Annotated in this window: 17 protein-coding genes; 5 read left to right on the forward strand and 12 right to left on the reverse strand. The window is 63.2% G+C overall.

What is annotated here, in order from left to right; translation table 11 throughout:
- Positions 1-72: 72 nt before the first annotated feature.
- The 4 genes from FJ960_RS09765 to FJ960_RS09780 are packed head-to-tail and all read right to left on the reverse strand — an operon-like array spanning position 73 to position 3,759.
- A complete protein-coding gene (locus tag FJ960_RS09765; protein WP_140713481.1) occupies positions 73-858 on the reverse strand; it encodes an N-formylglutamate amidohydrolase in 786 nt (261 codons plus the stop codon).
- Entirely contained in the window at positions 858-2,180 is a 1,323-nt protein-coding gene (locus FJ960_RS09770; protein WP_140713483.1) for a glutamine synthetase, read from the reverse strand. Before FJ960_RS09770 ends, FJ960_RS09765 begins: the two co-directional genes overlap by 1 nt.
- Positions 2,177-2,824, reverse strand: a complete 648-nt coding sequence (locus tag FJ960_RS09775) for an isochorismatase family cysteine hydrolase (protein WP_140504614.1) — start codon at positions 2,822-2,824, stop codon at positions 2,177-2,179. Before FJ960_RS09775 ends, FJ960_RS09770 begins: the two co-directional genes overlap by 4 nt.
- The gene (locus tag FJ960_RS09780) at positions 2,821-3,759 is read right to left on the reverse strand and encodes a MurR/RpiR family transcriptional regulator (protein WP_140713485.1); all 939 of its coding nucleotides are present in this window, start codon (positions 3,757-3,759) and stop codon (positions 2,821-2,823) included. The genes FJ960_RS09775 and FJ960_RS09780 overlap by 4 nt, the downstream gene beginning before the upstream one ends.
- A gap of 376 nt (positions 3,760-4,135) precedes the next feature.
- On the opposite strand from FJ960_RS09780, the gene FJ960_RS09785 reads away from it, so the two are divergent.
- The 4 genes from FJ960_RS09785 (at position 4,136) to FJ960_RS09800 (ending at position 8,078) form a co-directional block, all read left to right on the forward strand.
- A complete protein-coding gene (locus FJ960_RS09785; RefSeq protein WP_140713487.1) occupies positions 4,136-5,176 on the forward strand; it encodes an ornithine cyclodeaminase in 1,041 nt (346 codons plus the stop codon).
- A gap of 255 nt (positions 5,177-5,431) precedes the next feature.
- The gene (locus tag FJ960_RS09790) at positions 5,432-6,451 is read left to right on the forward strand and encodes an isopenicillin N synthase family oxygenase (RefSeq protein WP_140713489.1); all 1,020 of its coding nucleotides are present in this window, start codon (positions 5,432-5,434) and stop codon (positions 6,449-6,451) included.
- 285 nt (positions 6,452-6,736) lie between these two features.
- Positions 6,737-7,426, forward strand: coding sequence for an SDR family NAD(P)-dependent oxidoreductase (locus FJ960_RS09795; RefSeq protein WP_140713491.1), 690 nt, complete (start codon positions 6,737-6,739; stop codon positions 7,424-7,426).
- 400 nt (positions 7,427-7,826) lie between these two features.
- Positions 7,827-8,078 carry a DUF768 domain-containing protein gene (locus tag FJ960_RS09800; protein ID WP_027146174.1) on the forward strand — a complete coding sequence of 84 codons (252 nt, stop codon included), beginning with the start codon at positions 7,827-7,829 and terminating at the stop codon, positions 8,076-8,078.
- A 66-nt stretch (positions 8,079-8,144) separates the two neighbouring features.
- Here the strand turns inward: FJ960_RS09800 and FJ960_RS09805 are convergent, their stop codons facing one another.
- The 3 genes from FJ960_RS09805 to FJ960_RS09815 form a co-directional block, all read right to left on the reverse strand.
- The gene (locus tag FJ960_RS09805) at positions 8,145-9,263 is read right to left on the reverse strand and encodes a P1 family peptidase (protein ID WP_140713493.1); all 1,119 of its coding nucleotides are present in this window, start codon (positions 9,261-9,263) and stop codon (positions 8,145-8,147) included.
- Between the two features lie 4 nt (positions 9,264-9,267).
- Positions 9,268-10,902, reverse strand: coding sequence for an exodeoxyribonuclease VII large subunit (xseA, locus tag FJ960_RS09810; RefSeq protein WP_140713495.1), 1,635 nt, complete (start codon positions 10,900-10,902; stop codon positions 9,268-9,270).
- 72 nt (positions 10,903-10,974) lie between these two features.
- Positions 10,975-11,931, reverse strand: coding sequence for a LysR substrate-binding domain-containing protein (locus FJ960_RS09815; protein WP_140713497.1), 957 nt, complete (start codon positions 11,929-11,931; stop codon positions 10,975-10,977).
- Positions 11,932-12,108: 177 nt separating this feature from the next.
- Here FJ960_RS09815 and FJ960_RS09820 point away from each other — a divergent pair, with 177 nt between their 5' ends.
- On the forward strand, positions 12,109-12,399 hold the full coding sequence (locus FJ960_RS09820) for a DUF1127 domain-containing protein (RefSeq protein ID WP_140504600.1): 291 nt from the start codon (positions 12,109-12,111) through the stop codon (positions 12,397-12,399).
- 141 nt (positions 12,400-12,540) lie between these two features.
- On the opposite strand, the gene FJ960_RS09825 is transcribed toward FJ960_RS09820, so the two are convergent.
- The 5 genes from FJ960_RS09825 to FJ960_RS09845 form a co-directional block, all read right to left on the reverse strand.
- Positions 12,541-12,765, reverse strand: a complete 225-nt coding sequence (locus FJ960_RS09825) for a type II toxin-antitoxin system HicB family antitoxin (protein ID WP_140713499.1) — start codon at positions 12,763-12,765, stop codon at positions 12,541-12,543.
- Between the two features lie 98 nt (positions 12,766-12,863).
- A complete protein-coding gene (locus FJ960_RS09830; RefSeq protein WP_140713501.1) occupies positions 12,864-13,904 on the reverse strand; it encodes a DUF937 domain-containing protein in 1,041 nt (346 codons plus the stop codon).
- Positions 13,905-13,994: 90 nt separating this feature from the next.
- Entirely contained in the window at positions 13,995-15,368 is a 1,374-nt protein-coding gene (locus FJ960_RS09835; RefSeq protein WP_140713503.1) for a glutamate--cysteine ligase, read from the reverse strand.
- A 144-nt stretch (positions 15,369-15,512) separates the two neighbouring features.
- Positions 15,513-16,247: a 16S rRNA (uracil(1498)-N(3))-methyltransferase gene (locus FJ960_RS09840; RefSeq protein WP_140504773.1), complete on the reverse strand. Its 735-nt coding sequence runs from the start codon at positions 16,245-16,247 to the stop codon at positions 15,513-15,515.
- Between the two features lie 31 nt (positions 16,248-16,278).
- The gene (locus FJ960_RS09845; RefSeq protein ID WP_140504595.1) at positions 16,279-16,926 is read right to left on the reverse strand and encodes a hypothetical protein; all 648 of its coding nucleotides are present in this window, start codon (positions 16,924-16,926) and stop codon (positions 16,279-16,281) included.
- Between the last annotated feature and the right edge of the window lie 86 nt (positions 16,927-17,012).

Here is a 17,012-nt window from a genome sequence, read left to right on the forward strand (position 1 = left end):
GCCGAATGGCGAGAAGCGCAGCTTGCCGGCCTGCGCGATGATCGCGGCGTCACGTCCGCGCGGGCTGATTGCTCACGAAGCTGTCGCCGTTTCATGTGCAGGCAGTGCCGCCGCCAGCCGGTCCGCCCATTCCTCGATGCCGGACCGTGTCGACAACAGGTCTTGCCGGATTTCGACAAGGACAGCAGGGATGCCGCGATCATCGCCATGGATGGGCACGGCGTAATCGGCGTCACGGCTGATCACGTAAGGTACGTTGGCCGCGACATTGAGTGCCGCGTCGGTGCGCAGGCCAAAAAGGATCGCTGCGGCGAGATCGGCTGCATGCGCATGCAGCACGCCCGCATGCCATGGTCTCGCGATGCCAAGGAACACCGGCGTGAAGGAATGCATCGTCACGATCCGCGTCGGCCTGCCTTCAGCCATCCGGCGATCGAGAAGTGCTGCCACCCGCTCATGGAACGGCGAAAACATGATTTCCGCGCGTCGAGTTCGTTCCGCCTCATCAATGCCGACATTGCCGGGAATGTTGGTGTCTTCCGACAGCACCGGAATGCTGCCCGGGCTGCCGAGTGGCCGGTTGAGATCGATCAATAGTCGGGAATAGCCGCTGAGAAAGGCCGGTGCATCGAGCCGTGCCGACAACAGGCGCGTCACCTCCGCGGCACCGATGTCCCAGGCGATGTGGCGTTGCAGATGGCTGGCATCGAGCCCGAGCTGGCCGTACTCCGCCGGCATGTGGTTGGACGCATGCTCGCACAGCAGGACGATGTCGCAACGGCCGTGCTCGTTGAGAACCTCGACGGCTTCCGGCCAATCTCCTTGAGGGGGCGAGTCTTTTTCGGCCTGCGAAGTCATCAATAAAGCGTCCGGTAGAGATCGCAGATAGCAGCTGGATCGAGGCCGGCCAGGCGCTCGGCTTCATGCCGCTTCAGCCCGACAAAGGTCTCGATGAAGATCGGGGCGAACCATCCCGTAACGGTCTTGTCGGCCAGAAGCGCATCCAGCGCCGCCGGCAAGGTCTCGGGCAGTCGCACCAAACCGAGTTCCGCCCGTTCCGCCTCGCTCATCAGCGTCGGGTCGCCGGTGACCAGCGGCGGCGATGGCAGGTTCGCCTTCAGCCCTTCAAGCCCGGCGCGGATGATCGCCGCCAGCGACAGATAGGGATTGCCGGTGGCGTCGGCTGCCCGGTATTCGATATTGTACTGCCGTGCCGGATCGCGTCCGCCGATCGTCACCGTTGGGCAGATGCGGAGCGACGCTTCGCGGTCACGATCGGCGAGCCAGGTGTAGGACGAACTCCAGCTGTGCGGCTTGAGGCGATAGAAGGACGACACGCTCGACGCCGTCATGGCGGTCATCCCAGGCAGATGGCGCAACACGCCGGCGCAGAAAGCGCCAGCCTTGGCGGAGAGGCCGCCAGGACACGCCGGATCGTAAGTTGACGGTTTGCCGGCTTCGTCGACGAAGCTGAAATGGATGTGCACGCCATTACCGACCGCATCGGGCGCGATCTTGGGGGCGAAGCTCGCGCGCCAGCCGGCATTGCGCGCCACTTCGCGCGTGATTTCGCGAATGGCGACGGCACGGTCGGCCGCCGTCAACGCATCGGCCGGCTCGTGCGTCACCTCGAATTGTTCATTGCTGAATTCGGCGATGACCACTTCAGGGCTAACGCCTGCCTCTTCGAGTGCCGCCATCAGATTGGGGGCGAACGGATCGGTGCGGCGCAGCGCGGCAAAGGACATCGCATGCGCCGGCGCGAAGCTGCCGTCGGCAATGTGGAATTCGTGCTCGAAGGCGGCAATGACGGAAAGGCCGGTGGCCGCCTTCAATTCCGCCAGCGCATCCCGGAGCATGGTCCGCGTGCAGCCGAGCCACGGACTGCCGTCGAGCTCGACAATGTCGCCGGCCACCATGTCGAACGACGTCGCCGATCCCGTCCGTTCGGTGCGGAAGCGCGCGGTGAGATCCGGGATCAGCCGAAGGTCGCCGGACGAGCCCCAGGGGTTGGGATCGACGATCGAATTGAACGGCGTCATCGACAGATTGGCCTGCAGCCAGCCGACACCGGTTGTTGCGGTCTTCTGCAATCTGCTTTCGGCCACGAAACGACCCCGTGTGATGGCGGAGAGATCTGTCGTGATGACAGCGACGAGGGGCTCGACGGTCGATGTCATGCAGTTCTTCCCAAAGCGGTGAAGCGGTCGACTACTGTGTCGGTATCCGTGACCCAGCAATAGCCGCCGAAGGCCTTCAGCGCGATGTCGTGGCGCTCCTGGGTGATGGTGGCGCAGGCATCCGACACGCAGGTGACGAGATAGCCACGGTCGGCGCCGTCGCGCACCGTCATGTCCACGCACTGGTCGGTCAGCACGCCGACCACGACGAGGTAGCGGATGCCGAGGTTTTTCAGAAGGTAGTCGACGTTGGTCGAGTTGAAGATGCCCGACGAGGTTTTCGGCAGCATGATCTCGTCGCCGACCGGCGTCAGCGATGCAACCGGCAGGCCTTGGGGGAGGCTGGGCGCGACATGGATCGGCGTCAGCTTGTGGTCAAGCGAGCGGTCGCGGCCGTCTTCGGTCAGGCTCTGGATGATGGTGTGCAGCACCTCGACGCCATTGGCACGCGCCGCCGCCAGCAGGCGCTCCTGGTTGGGGATCGTCTGCGCGGATGTTTGCCGGTAGAAATAATGGTCGGGGCCGCGCTCCGGATGCGAGGGGTCTGCGCCCGGCTCCAGCCAGATGCGCTGCATGTCGACGAGCAGCAGCGCCGTCTCGCCGGCACGGAAGGCTTCGTCTCGCTTGGGTAGGGCTTGGGTCATGCCTTGTCGTCCTGCTTTGCTGCTTTGGGTCCGGGTGTCTTGCGTGGTCCAACTGTTTGACGCGCGCCTTTCTCTTCCGCATCGCTGTCGAGCGTCACCGCATTGGCGTGCCGCACTTTCTCGATCCTTTCGATGCGAGCCCGGGCGTCATCGCCCAGCGTGGAGACGATCTGGGCGGTCAACGCCTCCATCTGTGCGATCGCCGGCGCCAGCGTGTCGTAGGGTGAGGCGACTTCGAGCGGGCTGACGATCGTGACTTCGGCAAGATCGGATATCGGCGACAGCCACTGGTCGGTGAACAGAAGAATGCGTACATCGAGCGCCGCCGCCTGCCTTGCATACGCCATCACATCGAGCTGGTAGCGGCGATAGTCGAAGACGACCAGCACGTCGCGGCGGCCAAGGTCGGCCAGCGTGTCGAATGCCTGCGGAGAGAGCATACCGAGATCGCTGACCCCAGTGCGGAACTGCACGAGATATCCAGCGAGCATGCCGGCGATGTGGCGGCTGAACCGGCCGCCGACCAGCACGATCTCGCCCTTGGCCTCCATCAAAAGGCGGGCGGCCCGCTCGTAGGTCTGGACCGGTGTCGCGGCGGTAGTCTTCTGCAGAGCCGCGGTGACGGAATCGAGATAGGCCAGCACCGCGCTGTCGCTGGAATCGCTTTGCCGCTTGGTCTCCATCATCAACAGCGGCGAATGCAGCCTGGCTTCGACCTCGGCAAGCAGCTTTGCCTGGAAATCCGGAAACCCCTCATAGCCGAGCTTGACCACCAGCCGGACAACGGTGGGATCGCTGACGCCGGCGCGCCGCGCGAGCGACGAGGCGGTGCCAAGGCCGGAGGTCGGATAGTCCGTCAACAGCAGCCGGACGATCTTCTCCTCTGATGGCGTCAGCGCCAGATCCCCGCGCATCAGAACATCGCGTATCGCCATTGACCTCCCCGAAAATGCCTCTTGGGCTCCCAGCCTCGTTGTGTCGAGTTTATTACAGAGATTTTAATTAAGGTCAATAATGAAGAGGTGTTGACATAATTGGAAGAGTAGCCTTAGCTTGACGGAAAGCAGCCAAGGGACCGCTGGCGCATGCGGGAATCGGTACCGGCATGAAGCGGCGCAAACCTCACATCCACGGATTAGCCCCACCGATCGAATGTCTCCAAGCCAAGTTCAAGATGAGGCAGGATGAGCGCCTGTACGACCGGCCGGCGCGATCAACGCGCTGGAGCAAGACGATCCGGTGCTCGCAGCGATGATGAACGCGTACAACGCGCATCGCCAGGACTGACCGGCGCACCGGCAAGGAAACAGGATGATTCCCAATCTCAACATCGTGCCGTTCGTCAGTGTCGACCATATGATGAAGCTGGTGCTCAGGATCGGCGTCGAGCGGTTTCTGATCGAACTCGCCGGCTATATCGAGGATGACTTCCGCCGCTGGGAGCTGTTCGACAAGACGCCGCGCGTCGCTTCGCACAGCGCCGAGGGCGTCATCGAACTGATGCCGACCAGCGACGGCGAGGTCTATGGCTTCAAATATGTCAATGGCCATCCCAAGAACATGCGCGAGGGCCGCCAGACCGTGACCGCCTTTGGCATGCTGGCCGACATGCACAACGGCTATCCTGTATTGCTGTCCGAGATGACCATCCTGACCGCGCTGCGCACGGCTGCCATGTCGGCCCTTGCCGCGAAGCATTTGGCGCCGGCCGGTTCCCGCTGCATGGCACAGATCGGCAACGGCGCGCAAGCCGAGTTCCAGGCGCTGGCCTTCAAGGCACTGCTCGGCGTCGACAGGCTGAGGCTTTACGATATCGACCGTTCGGCGACCGAAAAATGTATCCGCAACCTCGCCGGCCTCGGCTTCGACATGGTCGCTTGCACTACCGCGCAGGAGGTGGTCGAGGGCGCCGAAATCATCACCACCGTCACCGCCGACAAGCAATATGCCACCATACTGACCGACAACATGGTCGGAGCGGGCGTGCACATCAACGCCGTTGGCGGCGACTGTCCGGGCAAGACGGAACTGCACCGCGACATCCTGCTGCGCTCCGACATCTTCGTCGAATACCCGCCGCAGACGCGCATCGAAGGCGAGATCCAGCAGCTTGCGCCGGATCATCAGGTGACCGAGTTGTGGCAGGTGATCACGGGCGCCGTTAAGGGCCGGCGCGATGCCGGCCAGGTTACGCTGTTCGATTCGGTCGGCTTCGCCATCGAGGACTTTTCGGCGCTGCACTATGTTAGGAATCAACTGATCTCGACCGGCCTCTGCCAGGAGCTCGACATGCTGGCCGATCCCGACGAGCCACGCGACCTCTTCGGCATGCTGCTCAGGGCAGCCCAATAGGGCAGAGGCCGTGCGCAGTTGCGGCGATCCGCATCCTGCTGAATGATTGCGGCCATTGTCAGCTTTGCCGGCGCGCGGGGAAAAATTGTTCGTCGCGGCGGCTTCGAAGGGCCGATCGTTTCTTTCTTGGCAATCTGGAGTCGATGAGACTTGCAGGCATTGCTGGCGTTGTGACCGCCGAGAGTGCACGCAAGTCCAACAGTCCTGGTTTGCGGATGGGCAAACATCCGCAGAAAACCAGGAAAGGAGCCTGATATGCCCAGAATAGTACCCGTGCTTGATCTGAGCCACTTTGAACAAGGCGCATCGGAACGCCGGACGTTTCTGGCGGATCTGCGTTCCGCCTCGCGCGACATCGGCTTTTTCTATCTGGCTGGGCATGGCATCTCGTGGGTGGAGATCAGCGAGGTGCTCACCGCGTCGCGCCGCTTCTTTGCCTTGGGCGAGGCCGACAAGCTCGCGATCGAGATGGTCAAGTCCTCGCAGTTCCGCGGCTATACGCGCGCCGGCGGCGAGCTGACCAAGGGCAAGGCCGATTGGCGCGAACAGCTCGACATCGGCGTCGAGCGCCAACCCATAGCGCAAGGGCCGGGAATTCCTGCCTGGACGCGGCTGCAGGGGCCGAACCAATGGCCGGCTGCGTTGCCGGAGCTTAAACCGGCCTTGCTTGCCTGGCAGGCCAAGGCAACAGCGGTGGCGATTCGGCTGCTGAAAGCTTTTGCGCTGTCGCTCGAGCAACCCGAGGATGCCTTCGACCCGATCTATCGAGACTCACCAAACCATCGCATGAAGATCGTGCGCTACCCCGGCCGCGAGGCGACCGGCGGCGACCAAGGTGTCGGCGCGCACAAGGATGGCGGTTTCCTGACTCTGCTGCTCCAGGATGACAACAAGGGACTCCAGGTCGACTATGATGGCCGCTGGGTGGATGTGAACCCCATTCCCGGCACGCTCGTCGTCAACATCGGTGAATTGCTCGAACTGGCCTCGAACGGCTATTTGCGCGCGACCGTGCATCGCGTCGTGACGCCGCCAGCCGGCATCGAGCGCATTTCGGTGCCGTTCTTCTTCAGCGCCAAGCTCGATGCGACGATACCGCTGCTCCAGTTGCCGGAGGAATTGGCGGCGCAGGCGCGCGGGCCGGCCAGCGATCCGGACAATCCGCTGTTTCGCGATGTCGGCACCAATGTGCTGAAAAGCCGGTTGCGCTCGCACCCTGACGTCGCGCGCCGCCATTACGCGGACCTGCTTCAGCCGGGAACCGGAGCGGGTTGAGCCAGTTGATACAGAACGAACCGAATTTTTCGTAATTCGGACCGATTTTAGAAAATCATTTGTCGTGCCCGTGCAAGGATCGGTTCAGAATGACAAATCCGTTTGGTGTTTTCCTCCCATTTCGCTGAACGGTGTTCCCCTCTGAAGGTTATGACCTTCTTTTGGCCGGGCCGTTTTCGCGCCCGGCCATTTTTCTTTCCGCCGTGCGCGTTGCCGGTGCGGCGTGGATCCGGCAGAGTTCAACATCTGCCAGCCATTGCAATTGGTGGAAGAAGGAGAGGTCTCATGACATCCAATGTCGCCGTCATTGCCGGGGCGGGCTCCGGCTTGAGCGCCTCGCTCGCGCGTCTTCTCGCCAGGGAAGGGTTCCAAATTGTCCTGGCCGCCCGAGATATCGAGAAGCTCGATGCATTGCAGGCGCAAACCGGCGCGCAAGCCGTGGCAACGGATGTCTCCGACGCCACGTCGGTGGAGCGTCTGTTCGATGTCGCCGACAAAACTGGCCCGCTTTCCCTGGTGGTTTTCAACGCCGGCGGCCGCGCCCGCGGTCCGCTGGCCGAACTCGATCCCGAGGCGGTTCGTCAGGCGCTGCTTGTCGGGGCCTATGGTGGGTTCCTGGTCGGCCAGCAGGCGACCCGCCGGCTTATCGCTCAAGGGGCGGGCTCGATCTTCTTCACCGGAGCAACGGCAAGCGTGAAGGGTTTTGCCGGCTCCGCCGGCTTTGCGATGCCCAAATTCGGATTGCGCGGGCTGGCGCAGTCCATGGCCCGTGAACTGGCGCCCAAGAACGTTCACGTCGCGCATTTCATCATCGACGGCGCCATTGCCTCGGCCACGTCCGGACAGGAGTCCGAACCGCAGGATCGGCGGCTATCGCCGGATGCGATCGCCGAGGCCTATCTCGCCATCCACCGCCAGCACCGCAGCGCCTGGACCTGGGAAATGGAACTCAGGCCGTGGGTCGAAAACTTCTGACCGGATCAGCGATCCATGCGACTTTTGCATGGCTCCTGTGCACGGGCCTTGAGGAGAGTCGACATAGTGTATGGATATCACTATATAGCGGCGGCTTCGATGGCTCGCGCCTTGAAGCGCAACGTCATAAGGCGGCTGTAGCGACAGCCATTGAGATGCGAAACGGACTGGAAGCCGTAAAAGGTAGAAGCAATTGCTTGGAGCGGGCAGATCCCGCCAACGGTACGGTCTTTCAGAAACAGAAAATGTTCTTCACCCCTCGAATTCCTTCGGCTCTGTGGACCCTGGACGGCTTCGGCTTGCCGTCCGGCCGCGACTCGGCTCGAATGGGAACATGCATCCTTTACGGGATGCAGACGTTTAGGATTACCAACCGGCTTTGCCGCAAGGGAATAGCAGTATGAGTGAACACGCGATCGAATTCTTGCGGGGATGGATCGGCGAAAAGGTCCATTGCCAGTCCCCGGCCAGGATCGAGAAGCAGGCCGAGACACTGGCCAGGGAATGCGCCGCCAAGGCGGCCGAGGTCGGCATACCGCTGGAGGACATCCAGGAGGAAGTCGGCGACATCCAGGAACTCATCGCTTCCCGGCTAGAGGAAGCGGCCGAGGCCGACGAAAGCCAGCAGGCTTCCAGCAAGGCCGCGGAATAGATTTTCAGGGGCAACCCTGTCTGAATGCGCGGGCTTCGGCCCGCGTTTTCGTCTTTGGTACCCTTCTCAGCCAAATTTTTCTTTGAGCCACGCTTTCGGCAGGGCAGGCACGAAATTGCCATCGCGACCGGTCATGTCGTGATTGGCGACAAGAGCGTTGAGGATCGATTCCTCCACAGTCTGGATCACGGCATCGAAGAACGGGTCGATGTCCACATCGGGAATGAAATCGGCGCTGGCGATGCGGCCAGTCAGCCCCCGCGCAGCGGCAGGATTGGCGGTCGAGAAGGCGAGAAAAATGTCGCCCGAACTGTGGTAGCCGAAGCCGCCGGTCATGGCGACGCCGAGCGGCACGCGGCGGGCCAGCCGCTTCATCTGGTGCGGCAGGAAAGGCGCGTCGGTCGCGACGACGGCGATGATTGAGCCCTTTTCCGCACGCGACGTGGTTTCGCGGATCGCCGGTTCGGTGAGTTCGGAACCGGCGCGCAAGCCACGAATGGTGAAATTGTGCCGCTTGCCGAAATTCGACTGCACGAAGGCGCCGACTGTGTAGGAGCGCCCTTGCCATGCGACGATGCGCGAGGCCGTGCCGGAACCGGCCTTGAAGCCGAAAGTGATCATACCGGTGCCGCCGCCGACGCTGCCTTCCTCGACCGGTCCGCTGGCGGCGGCGTCAAGGGCTTCGGCGACATGCTCCGATGTCAGATGGTGGCCGTTGATGTCGTTGAGAAACCCGTCATAGGTCTCCGCTGCCACGGGCAAGCCCCAGGCGCTGTCGACGGCCGCCGGCAGCACTTGGTTCATCCAACGCAGCGTGCCGTCACGCGAAACCCCGCAGGAATGCGTGTTGGTGATGGTGATCGGGAAGTTGAAGGCGCCGGTTTCCTCGATGATGTGCGAGCCGGTCAGCTCGCCATTGCCGTTCTGGCTGAAGATGCCGGCGAAGACCGGCGTCGCCAGCTCGGCGCGCGACCTGGGCAGGATCGCGGTGACACCGGTGCGCACCGGTCCCTTGCCGACGACAAGCGGACCATCGCCCGATATCAGCGTCGTATAGCCGGCCGCGACGCTAGGCACGTCGGTGATCGCGTTGAACGGCCCAGGCGTTCCGTCGAAGCCGATATTGAAGCTTCGCGCGCGCGGCTTGCCGGACGGCGTTGCCAGATGGTGCGGATTGTCGGTCATGCTCTTAGAACAAGGATCCCTGATTGCCGGGTTCTTTAGCCTTGGCAACTGGGGCCTTTGCAGCGGGCTTTGGCCGCGCCGCGCCGCTGGTTGCCACCGCATCTGCCGTGCCATCGGCGAACTCCAGCGAAAGCGCCATCCCAGACGCCACGTCGGCGGCCTGCTTGATGACGGCGCCGTCGGCATCCTTAACCAGCGCGAAGCCGCGCGCCAGGACGGCCTTGTGCGAAAGCGTCGCCATCAGCCGGTCGGCCTGGATGATGCGGCCGCGCAACCGCTCCAGCCTGAGCAGCATCGCCTGACCGCCGCGTCTCGTCAAAGCCGTCAGTATATCCCCTTGCACACGTTGCCGCCGGACTGTCGGCTCGATCGTGATGCGGCCCTGCAGCAAAGCCAGTTGCTGTCTGTGCCGCTGCAACGAGGCCTTGGCGCATTTTGGCAACTGGTCCGCGGCACGATTGAGCTCCGCGCGCCGGCTTCTCGCCAGGGTGCGCAGCGCCCCTTGCGCGCGCAAAAGATTACGGTCGTTGGTGCGCCGCGCCTCGGCAATCCGCTGCGACAGCATTGCCGGCGTCAATTTTACGGCGAAGAATCGTGCCCGCTTGCGCTCGGTGGAAACCATGAGGCCACGACCGAGCCTCGATGTCGCCTCGTCCAGGCGCCGGCGCGGCAACGCCAGCAATTGATCGGGCGAGGGCAGCGCACGCGCCGCCGCACGGGCTGCCTGACGCTTGCGTTCGAAATTGCGCAGCACCGCGGCCTTGAGCCGTGCGCCGAGGCTGGCCAGCGTCGCTTCGAGGTCAGCCTTCACCGGCACGGCGATTTCGGCCGCGCCCGTCGGTGTCGGCGCCCGCACATCCGCGACAAGGTCGATCAGCGTCCAGTCGGTTTCATGCCCTACGGCCGAAATCACCGGAATGTCGGAGGCGGCGACTGCGCGGGCGAGCGCCTCGTCGTTGAAGCCCCACAGATCTTCCAGGCTGCCGCCGCCGCGCGCGACGATCAGTAGATTGGGGCGCTGGATGGGGCTGTCCCACGCCAGTGCGTTGAAACCGGTGACGGCATTGGTCACTTCCGCACTCGCCGTGTCGCCCTGCACGCGTACCGGCCAGACCAGCACATGCAGCGGAAAGCGGTCCTTGATGCGGTGGATGATGTCGCGGATAACCGAGCCGGTCGGCGATGTGACGACGCCGATGGTGCACGGCATGAACGGCAGCCGGCGCTTGCGGCCGGCGTCGAAAAGCCCTTCAGCCTGTAGCCGGCGCTTGCGCTCCTCCAGCAGAGCCATCAGCGCCCCGGCACCTGCCGGCTCCAGATTGTCGATGACGATCTGGTAGTTGGACTTGCCGGGATAGGTGGTGAGCTTGCCGGTGGCGATCACCTCCATCCCTTCCTCGGGGCGGAATTTCAGCCGGCTCATCGTGCCTTTCCACACCACGGCGTCGAGCCGGGCGCGGTCGTCCTTCAGCGCGAAATAGGCATGGCCGGAGGAATGCGGCCCACGATAGCCCGAGATTTCGCCGCGCACCCGCACATTGCCGAAGACGTCCTCGACCGTGCGCTTCAGCGCGCCCGAAATCTCGCTCACCGTGTATTCGGTGGCGTTGGTGCGTGATTCGGATACTGCTTCGCTCATCGGCCGATTGGGGGCTGGTTGAGCGCCGACGTCAAGGCGGCCATGTCAGTCCCGATATTCATGACGCGCATCCTACCAGCCTGGCAGAATCTGGTTCGACTTGCTCCGCTTCATCTTGGCGAAGGCGAGGGCCGCGAAATCGAACGTCCCCGTCTCCTCGCCGAGCGGCACGGAGATGTTGTCCAGGCTTTCGGAGATGTGGCGGGCAAGCGCATCGACGATCTCCGGCCGCGAGGTCTGGCCACGCATGATGCCGATGCGGCAGTCGGGCAGGGCGCCGAAGCCGTCGGCCTCGCCCAGCACCCGCATGCCGGGCCTGAGCGCGCATTCCGGCAGCACCGAAATGGCGAGGCCGGATAGCACGGCCGCGGTTATCACGGTCGCCGAGAAGCTGGTGAACAGGATGCGGTAGTCGCGGTTCTGCTGGTCCAGCACGTCGACGGCGGCGCGCCTCCAGATGCAGTTCGGCCGGCCGAAGGCCATCGGCAGCGTCTCCTGTTCATGCGTCGCATGGTTGGCCGAGGAGACCCACAGCAGCGGTTCACGCCGCACCACCTCCGATTGGCCGCGCACATCATTGTGCGTCACCAGCGCCAAGTCGAGATTACCGCGCTTGATGTGCTCAACCAGCCCCGGCGTCGGCTCGCAGATGACGGTCAGTTCGACGCGCGGATTGGAGCGGGTGAAGCGCGCCATGATCTCCGGCAGGAAACGGTCGGCATAGTCGTCCGGCGTGCCGATGCGGATCGTGCCTTCGAGCCGCTGGTCGTCGAAGGCGGCGAGCGTCTCGCGGTTGAGATAAAGCAGCCGCCTTGCGTAGGAGAGCAGTTTGTCGCCTTCCTCCGTCAGCCTGTTGCTGCGCCCCTCCTTCTCGAACAGCGGCTTGCCGATCCGTTCCTCCAGCCGGCGCATCTGCATCGACACCGCCGACTGGGTGCGGTGCACTTCTTCCGCTGCGCGGGTGAAGCTGCCGGTGTCGGCGATCGAGATGAAGGTCTGCAATTGATCCAGATCGAGCGGCGCTTTCATCGATGTGATCCATCACTGGTGTTGATGCCAAAGATTAAAAACATTCGTTGGATTAATCAATCGGTCGATGGCAAATTGGCATTGTCCACATGAAGGCATGTGAATCGAAGCCGGAACGGCCGCTGTCATCAGCGCCGATCGTCGGGTTTCGTCCGTTCGAGTCTGAAGGAGACCGACATGACCACGATCGATTTCGCCACCGAGACCTCACGCATCACCTCGCGTCCGGCCGTTGCGACGCGCGTGGCCAACACCGTCTCCAACGTCTACCGCGCCTGGAAAAATCGCCGCGCCTTTTACCGCCTTGGCGAGATGTCGGACGCCGAGCTCGCCGACATCGGCCTGACGCGCGCCGACCTGCATGTCGCAATCGACGTGCCGTTTGGCCGCGACCCGACGGCAATCCTGCGTGAAATCGCCAGCGATCGCGTGGAAACGATCGAGGACATCGCCCGCAAGGTGGCCTGATTGCCGAGTTTCGGTCCCGTTGAACCTTTTTGCGGTTCAGCGCGACCAAGGTTCATGCAGGCTCCCCACTCCCTGCCGGTTCCCCGCCGGCCTGCCTGCACGCTGCCCGGTCCTCCCAAGGACCGGGCTTTTCTTTTTTGCTCAGGCGAATGCCAGCTTTCGCGATGGTTTTGGTATCGATCTGCCGAGATCATGCGCGGCCTCTATCCAGGACGCTATGGCATCTTGAACATTTGCGATGGCCTCTTCGGGAGTCTCACCGTCGCTCATGCAACCAGGAAGATCTGGTACAAGGGCTGAAAACCCACCTCCGTCCTCGATCGCAAGCGGCGCGATGATGACCGGAAATTCAAGTCTGTCCGTCATGTCTCTTTGCCTCGTCGATGAATGTTACGAGTTTCCGGATATTGCGGCGCATCTGCTCCAGCCGTTTGCTCATGGATTTGTCTCGGACGTTTGAACTGCTACCGCCGGTCCATGTCGCGCTTGAACTGGTCGAAGATCGTTTCCACGCCCTTCTGGTACTCGTCGCGCTGCTGGGCGCCGGTTTCGAACATCCTGCCGAAAATGTCGTCGAACGGGTTCCTTGGCCGGCCGCTCGGATTGGCCTGCGGCTGTGGTGCCTGACGCTGCTGCGGTTGCGGTGCCTGAGGTTGCGGCGCCGGCTGCCCGCCCGGCATGCCACCGAAGCCGTCGCCGCCGCCTTGCCGCAGCATCTCCTCGAAGATTTTCCCCAGCGGGTTGTCGCCGTAGGGGCTCTGTGTCTGCTGTGGCTGGGATGGACCTTGTGGTTGTTGCGGCGCGCCGCCACCGAACATATCCTGCAGCACCTTGCCGAGCGGATTATCGCCATAGGGATCGGGTGCCGGCTGCGGCTGGCTTTGTGGTTGCGCTGAGCCGCCGCCGAACATGTCCTGCAAGACCTTGCCGAGCGGGTTGTCCATCTGAGGCGGCGGTGCCTGGCGCTGTTGTGGCGCCGGTGCCTGCATGCCGCCATGCCGCATCATCTGCTCGATGATTTCGCCCAGTGGGTTGTTGCCGCCGCTGAAGCCTCCCGCAGCCTGCATCTGGCCGCCTGTCAACTGGTTTGTCGTCTGCTTGAACAGTCCGCCCATTACCATCGAGGCGATCGCGGGCAGCATCTGCTGCAGGACCTGCTGGCTGACGCCGCTCGCCTGCGCCGCCTGGCTGGCCACGGCGCGCGACAGGTCCTTCGAACCGAACAGATGTCCCAGAATGCCGTTGCCTTCATCGACGCCTTGCGGGGAGAAGGCGCGTGTTGCGTCCTCGAAATACTTGGCGTGCTGACCGCTTGCCATCGCCGTCATGAAGGCGCCGAGCCCATAGGGATCGGCGGTGTTGCGCTGCAACCCTTGTGAAAAGGCCGGCAACAGTGCGGCGACCGCCGCCTGTGTCTGCTGTAGCGAAAGCCCGTATTGCTGGGCAAGCGCCTGCATGCCATTGCCGTTCTGGGCCTGCGTCAGCATGTCGAACAAGGTGGGCATCGGCTTCTCCTCCGGGAAATCCTCGAAAGAGAGCCTAATTCGTTTCAATGCCCGATTGAAGCCGCTTTTGCCGCTCGTCAATGCGAGGGGTTAATAGGCATATTCCATGAATACCGGCTCGATCGAGCCGCCCCAGCGCGTGTGATAGGCCGACAGCATCTCCTCGGCGCTGGTGGTGCCGCGCGCCACAACCTCGTCGAGCGTGTTGAGGAACGAGGTTTCGTCGTAGCCGTCGCGATTCTTCTTGCCGCGGTTCTTAAGCCCGGTGCGCGAAATGGCCATGACGTCGCGCGCGATTTCGCGCAGCGTGGTGTTGCGGAAGGGTGCGGAAATACCGAGCTCCGGCACGGCGTTGCGCATGGCCAGCACTTCCTTGTAGGTCCAGCTCGACGTCAACGCCTCGGCTGCGTCGAGTGCCGCCTCGTCATAAAGCAGCCCGACCCAGAAGGCCGGCAGCGCGCAGATACGCCGCCAGGGACCGCCATCGGCGCCGCGCATTTCCAGGAAACGCTTCAGCCGAACGTCGGGGAACAAAGTCGACAGATGGTTCGCCCAGTCGCCCATCGTCGGCAGGCCGTCCGGCACTTCGTTACGCGCGGCCCCGGCCATGAACTGGCGGAAGGTGATGTGCGTCATGTCGTGATAGCGGCCGTCACGAATGACGAAATACATCGGCACGTTGAGCGCCCATTCGACATAGTCGGCAAAGCCGAAATCCGGCGAGAAGCAGAATTCGAGCAGGCCGGAGCGCTGGTTGTCGGTGTCGCGCCAGATGTCGCCGCGCCAGCTCTGCAGCCCGTTCGGCCGGCTGTCGGTGAAGGGCGAGTTGGCGAACAGCGCCGTCGACAGCGGCTGCAATTTCAGCGACACCTGCATCTTGCGCCGCATGTCGGTCTCGCTCTCGAAGTCGAGGTTCACCTGGATCGTGCAGGTGCGGTACATCATGTCGAGGCCCTTGGTGCCGACCTTGGGCATGTAGCGCGTCATGATCTCATAGCGCGACTTCGGCATTTTCGGCGTCTCGGCCAGCGACCATTTCGGGCTGCCGCCGAGGCCAAGGAAGCGGATGCCCATCGGCTCGGCGATCTCGCGCACCTGCGCCAGGTGGGCGTTGCCTTCCCGGCAGGTCTGGTGGATGGACTCCAGCGGCGCACCGGAGAGCTCGAATTGTCCGCCGGGCTCAAGCGAAATCGCGCCCTGGCCGGTCGGCTCGACCAGACCGATAATGCGGCCGGCATCCATGATCGGATCCCAGCCCAGCTTGTTCTGCATGCCTTCTAGGATGGCGCGGATGCCGCGCTCGCCGCCGTAAGGCACCGGTGCGTTGCCATCGACATAGAACGGGAATTTTTCGTGCTCGGTACCGATGCGCCATTTTTCACGCGGCTTGTTGCCTTCGGCCAGGTGCTCGACAAGCTCGTCTACGCCTTCGATGGGCCGGAAATCGGTTGTGTCGCGCGCCATTGTCAAGCCCTCAAAGGCGGTTGGACCACCGCCGGCGCTAAATGGACGAAATGTCAGTAGCCGATCAAGCGAAAAATCCTGAGCCACAGGTCAAGAGGAATTGAAGGCTACTGCCCGCAAGCACCTCTTGCGAGAGACAACGTCCTACCAGTCGCCGATTGTTGCCTGCATCGCCGCAAGCGCCGCCACGGCCGCCGTGTCGGCGCGCAGGATACGCGGCCCGAGCGGAATGGCGGTCACGAAGGGGAGCGCCCGCAACATTTTACGCTCCTCGTCGGAAAAGCCGCCCTCAGGCCCGACCAGCAGGGCGAGCTTTTTCTCCTTTACCGCCTGCAAGGCAGGCAACGGGTTGTTGGTCGAGGCGTCCTCGTCGCAGAAGATCAGCCGCCTTTCCTTGTCCCACCCGGTCAGCAGGCGCTCGAATTTTTCCGCCTCGCGAACCTCCGGCACCGCCAGGATGCCGCATTGTTCGGCGGCCTCGACGACATTGGCGCGCAGGCGATCGATCGACGGTTTTGCCACCTGCGTGTGCTGGGTGATGACCGGCTGCAAGATGCCGGCGCCCATCTCGACCGCCTTCTGCACGAGATAATCGAGCCGGCCTTGCTTCAGCGGTGCGAAACAATAGATGAGATCCGGCAAAGGCGGCTGCGGTCTTTGCGGTGCCAGTACCTTCAGCCGCACCGACCGCTTTGATTTCGCTGATATCGCCGCCGACCACTCGCCGTCGCGGCCATTGAAAACAAGGATCTCGGTGCCTTCGGCGAGCCGTAGCACATGCAGGAGATAATGGCTCTGCTGCTGGCCGGGTTCGAACTCGATGTCTGGTCCGAGGTCATCGGGCACGAACAGACGTTGCATCTTGTAGTTGGCGCGCATGGCCGAGGAATGGGCGAGGCGGCCGCCGGCGTCAAGCCTTGGCGGAAGGATGCCACACGGGTTGAAAGCCATGGCGCAGGACGGCAAGCGTCGTTTCCGGGGTCAGCAGCACAAGCGTCTTGTCCTCGAACCGATCAAGGCTGGTCGGCGGGCCATATCCGGCAAAAGCCCATGGCAATGCCTTGCCATGGCGCAGGGCATAGGCGTTGCCGCCAGCTGCGATCATCGCGCCATCGGGCAGGCGGGCAAGCGCGTCCATTGTGACTACAGGCCGTTTGCCGCTCGAGGCCAGCCGCTCCGTGTGCAGTCGCTTGTCGACCCGCGGCGCGCGTGGCTCGGCAATCCCGAAGGCTTGGCCGAAACGCCCGACAAAATCCTTGGCCCGTGCGCGCTGGCAAAAGAAGCAGGGGCGATGCCCGGCGGCGAGCGCCGTCACCTCGTCGAGAAAGAACAATTCGGTCCAGCCGGCCTTGCCACCGGCCCGGTTGCGGCCCATCGGCTCGCGCCGCACATTGCGGAATTGGCACACGCAGATGATCCAGGCCTGAAGCGCCCAGCGCTTTTTCAGGAGAGTCTTTGTCGCGGGGGCATGGATGATGCCGCGATTGCCGGTGAACAGGCCGCGCTCCGGCACGGCGTGGATGGCGCCGAACGGATCGACCCGGTTCTGCAGTGGCATAGTTTTCTCCGCGCGCCCGTATCTTGGCTGAAATGCCGGCGTCATGATATCGCTCGCGGCACCTTTTTCATGTCAGCAGGTTTTCG

Source organism: Mesorhizobium sp. B2-3-11 (assembly GCF_006442215.1).
GTDB lineage: Bacteria > Pseudomonadota > Alphaproteobacteria > Rhizobiales > Rhizobiaceae > Mesorhizobium > Mesorhizobium salmacidum.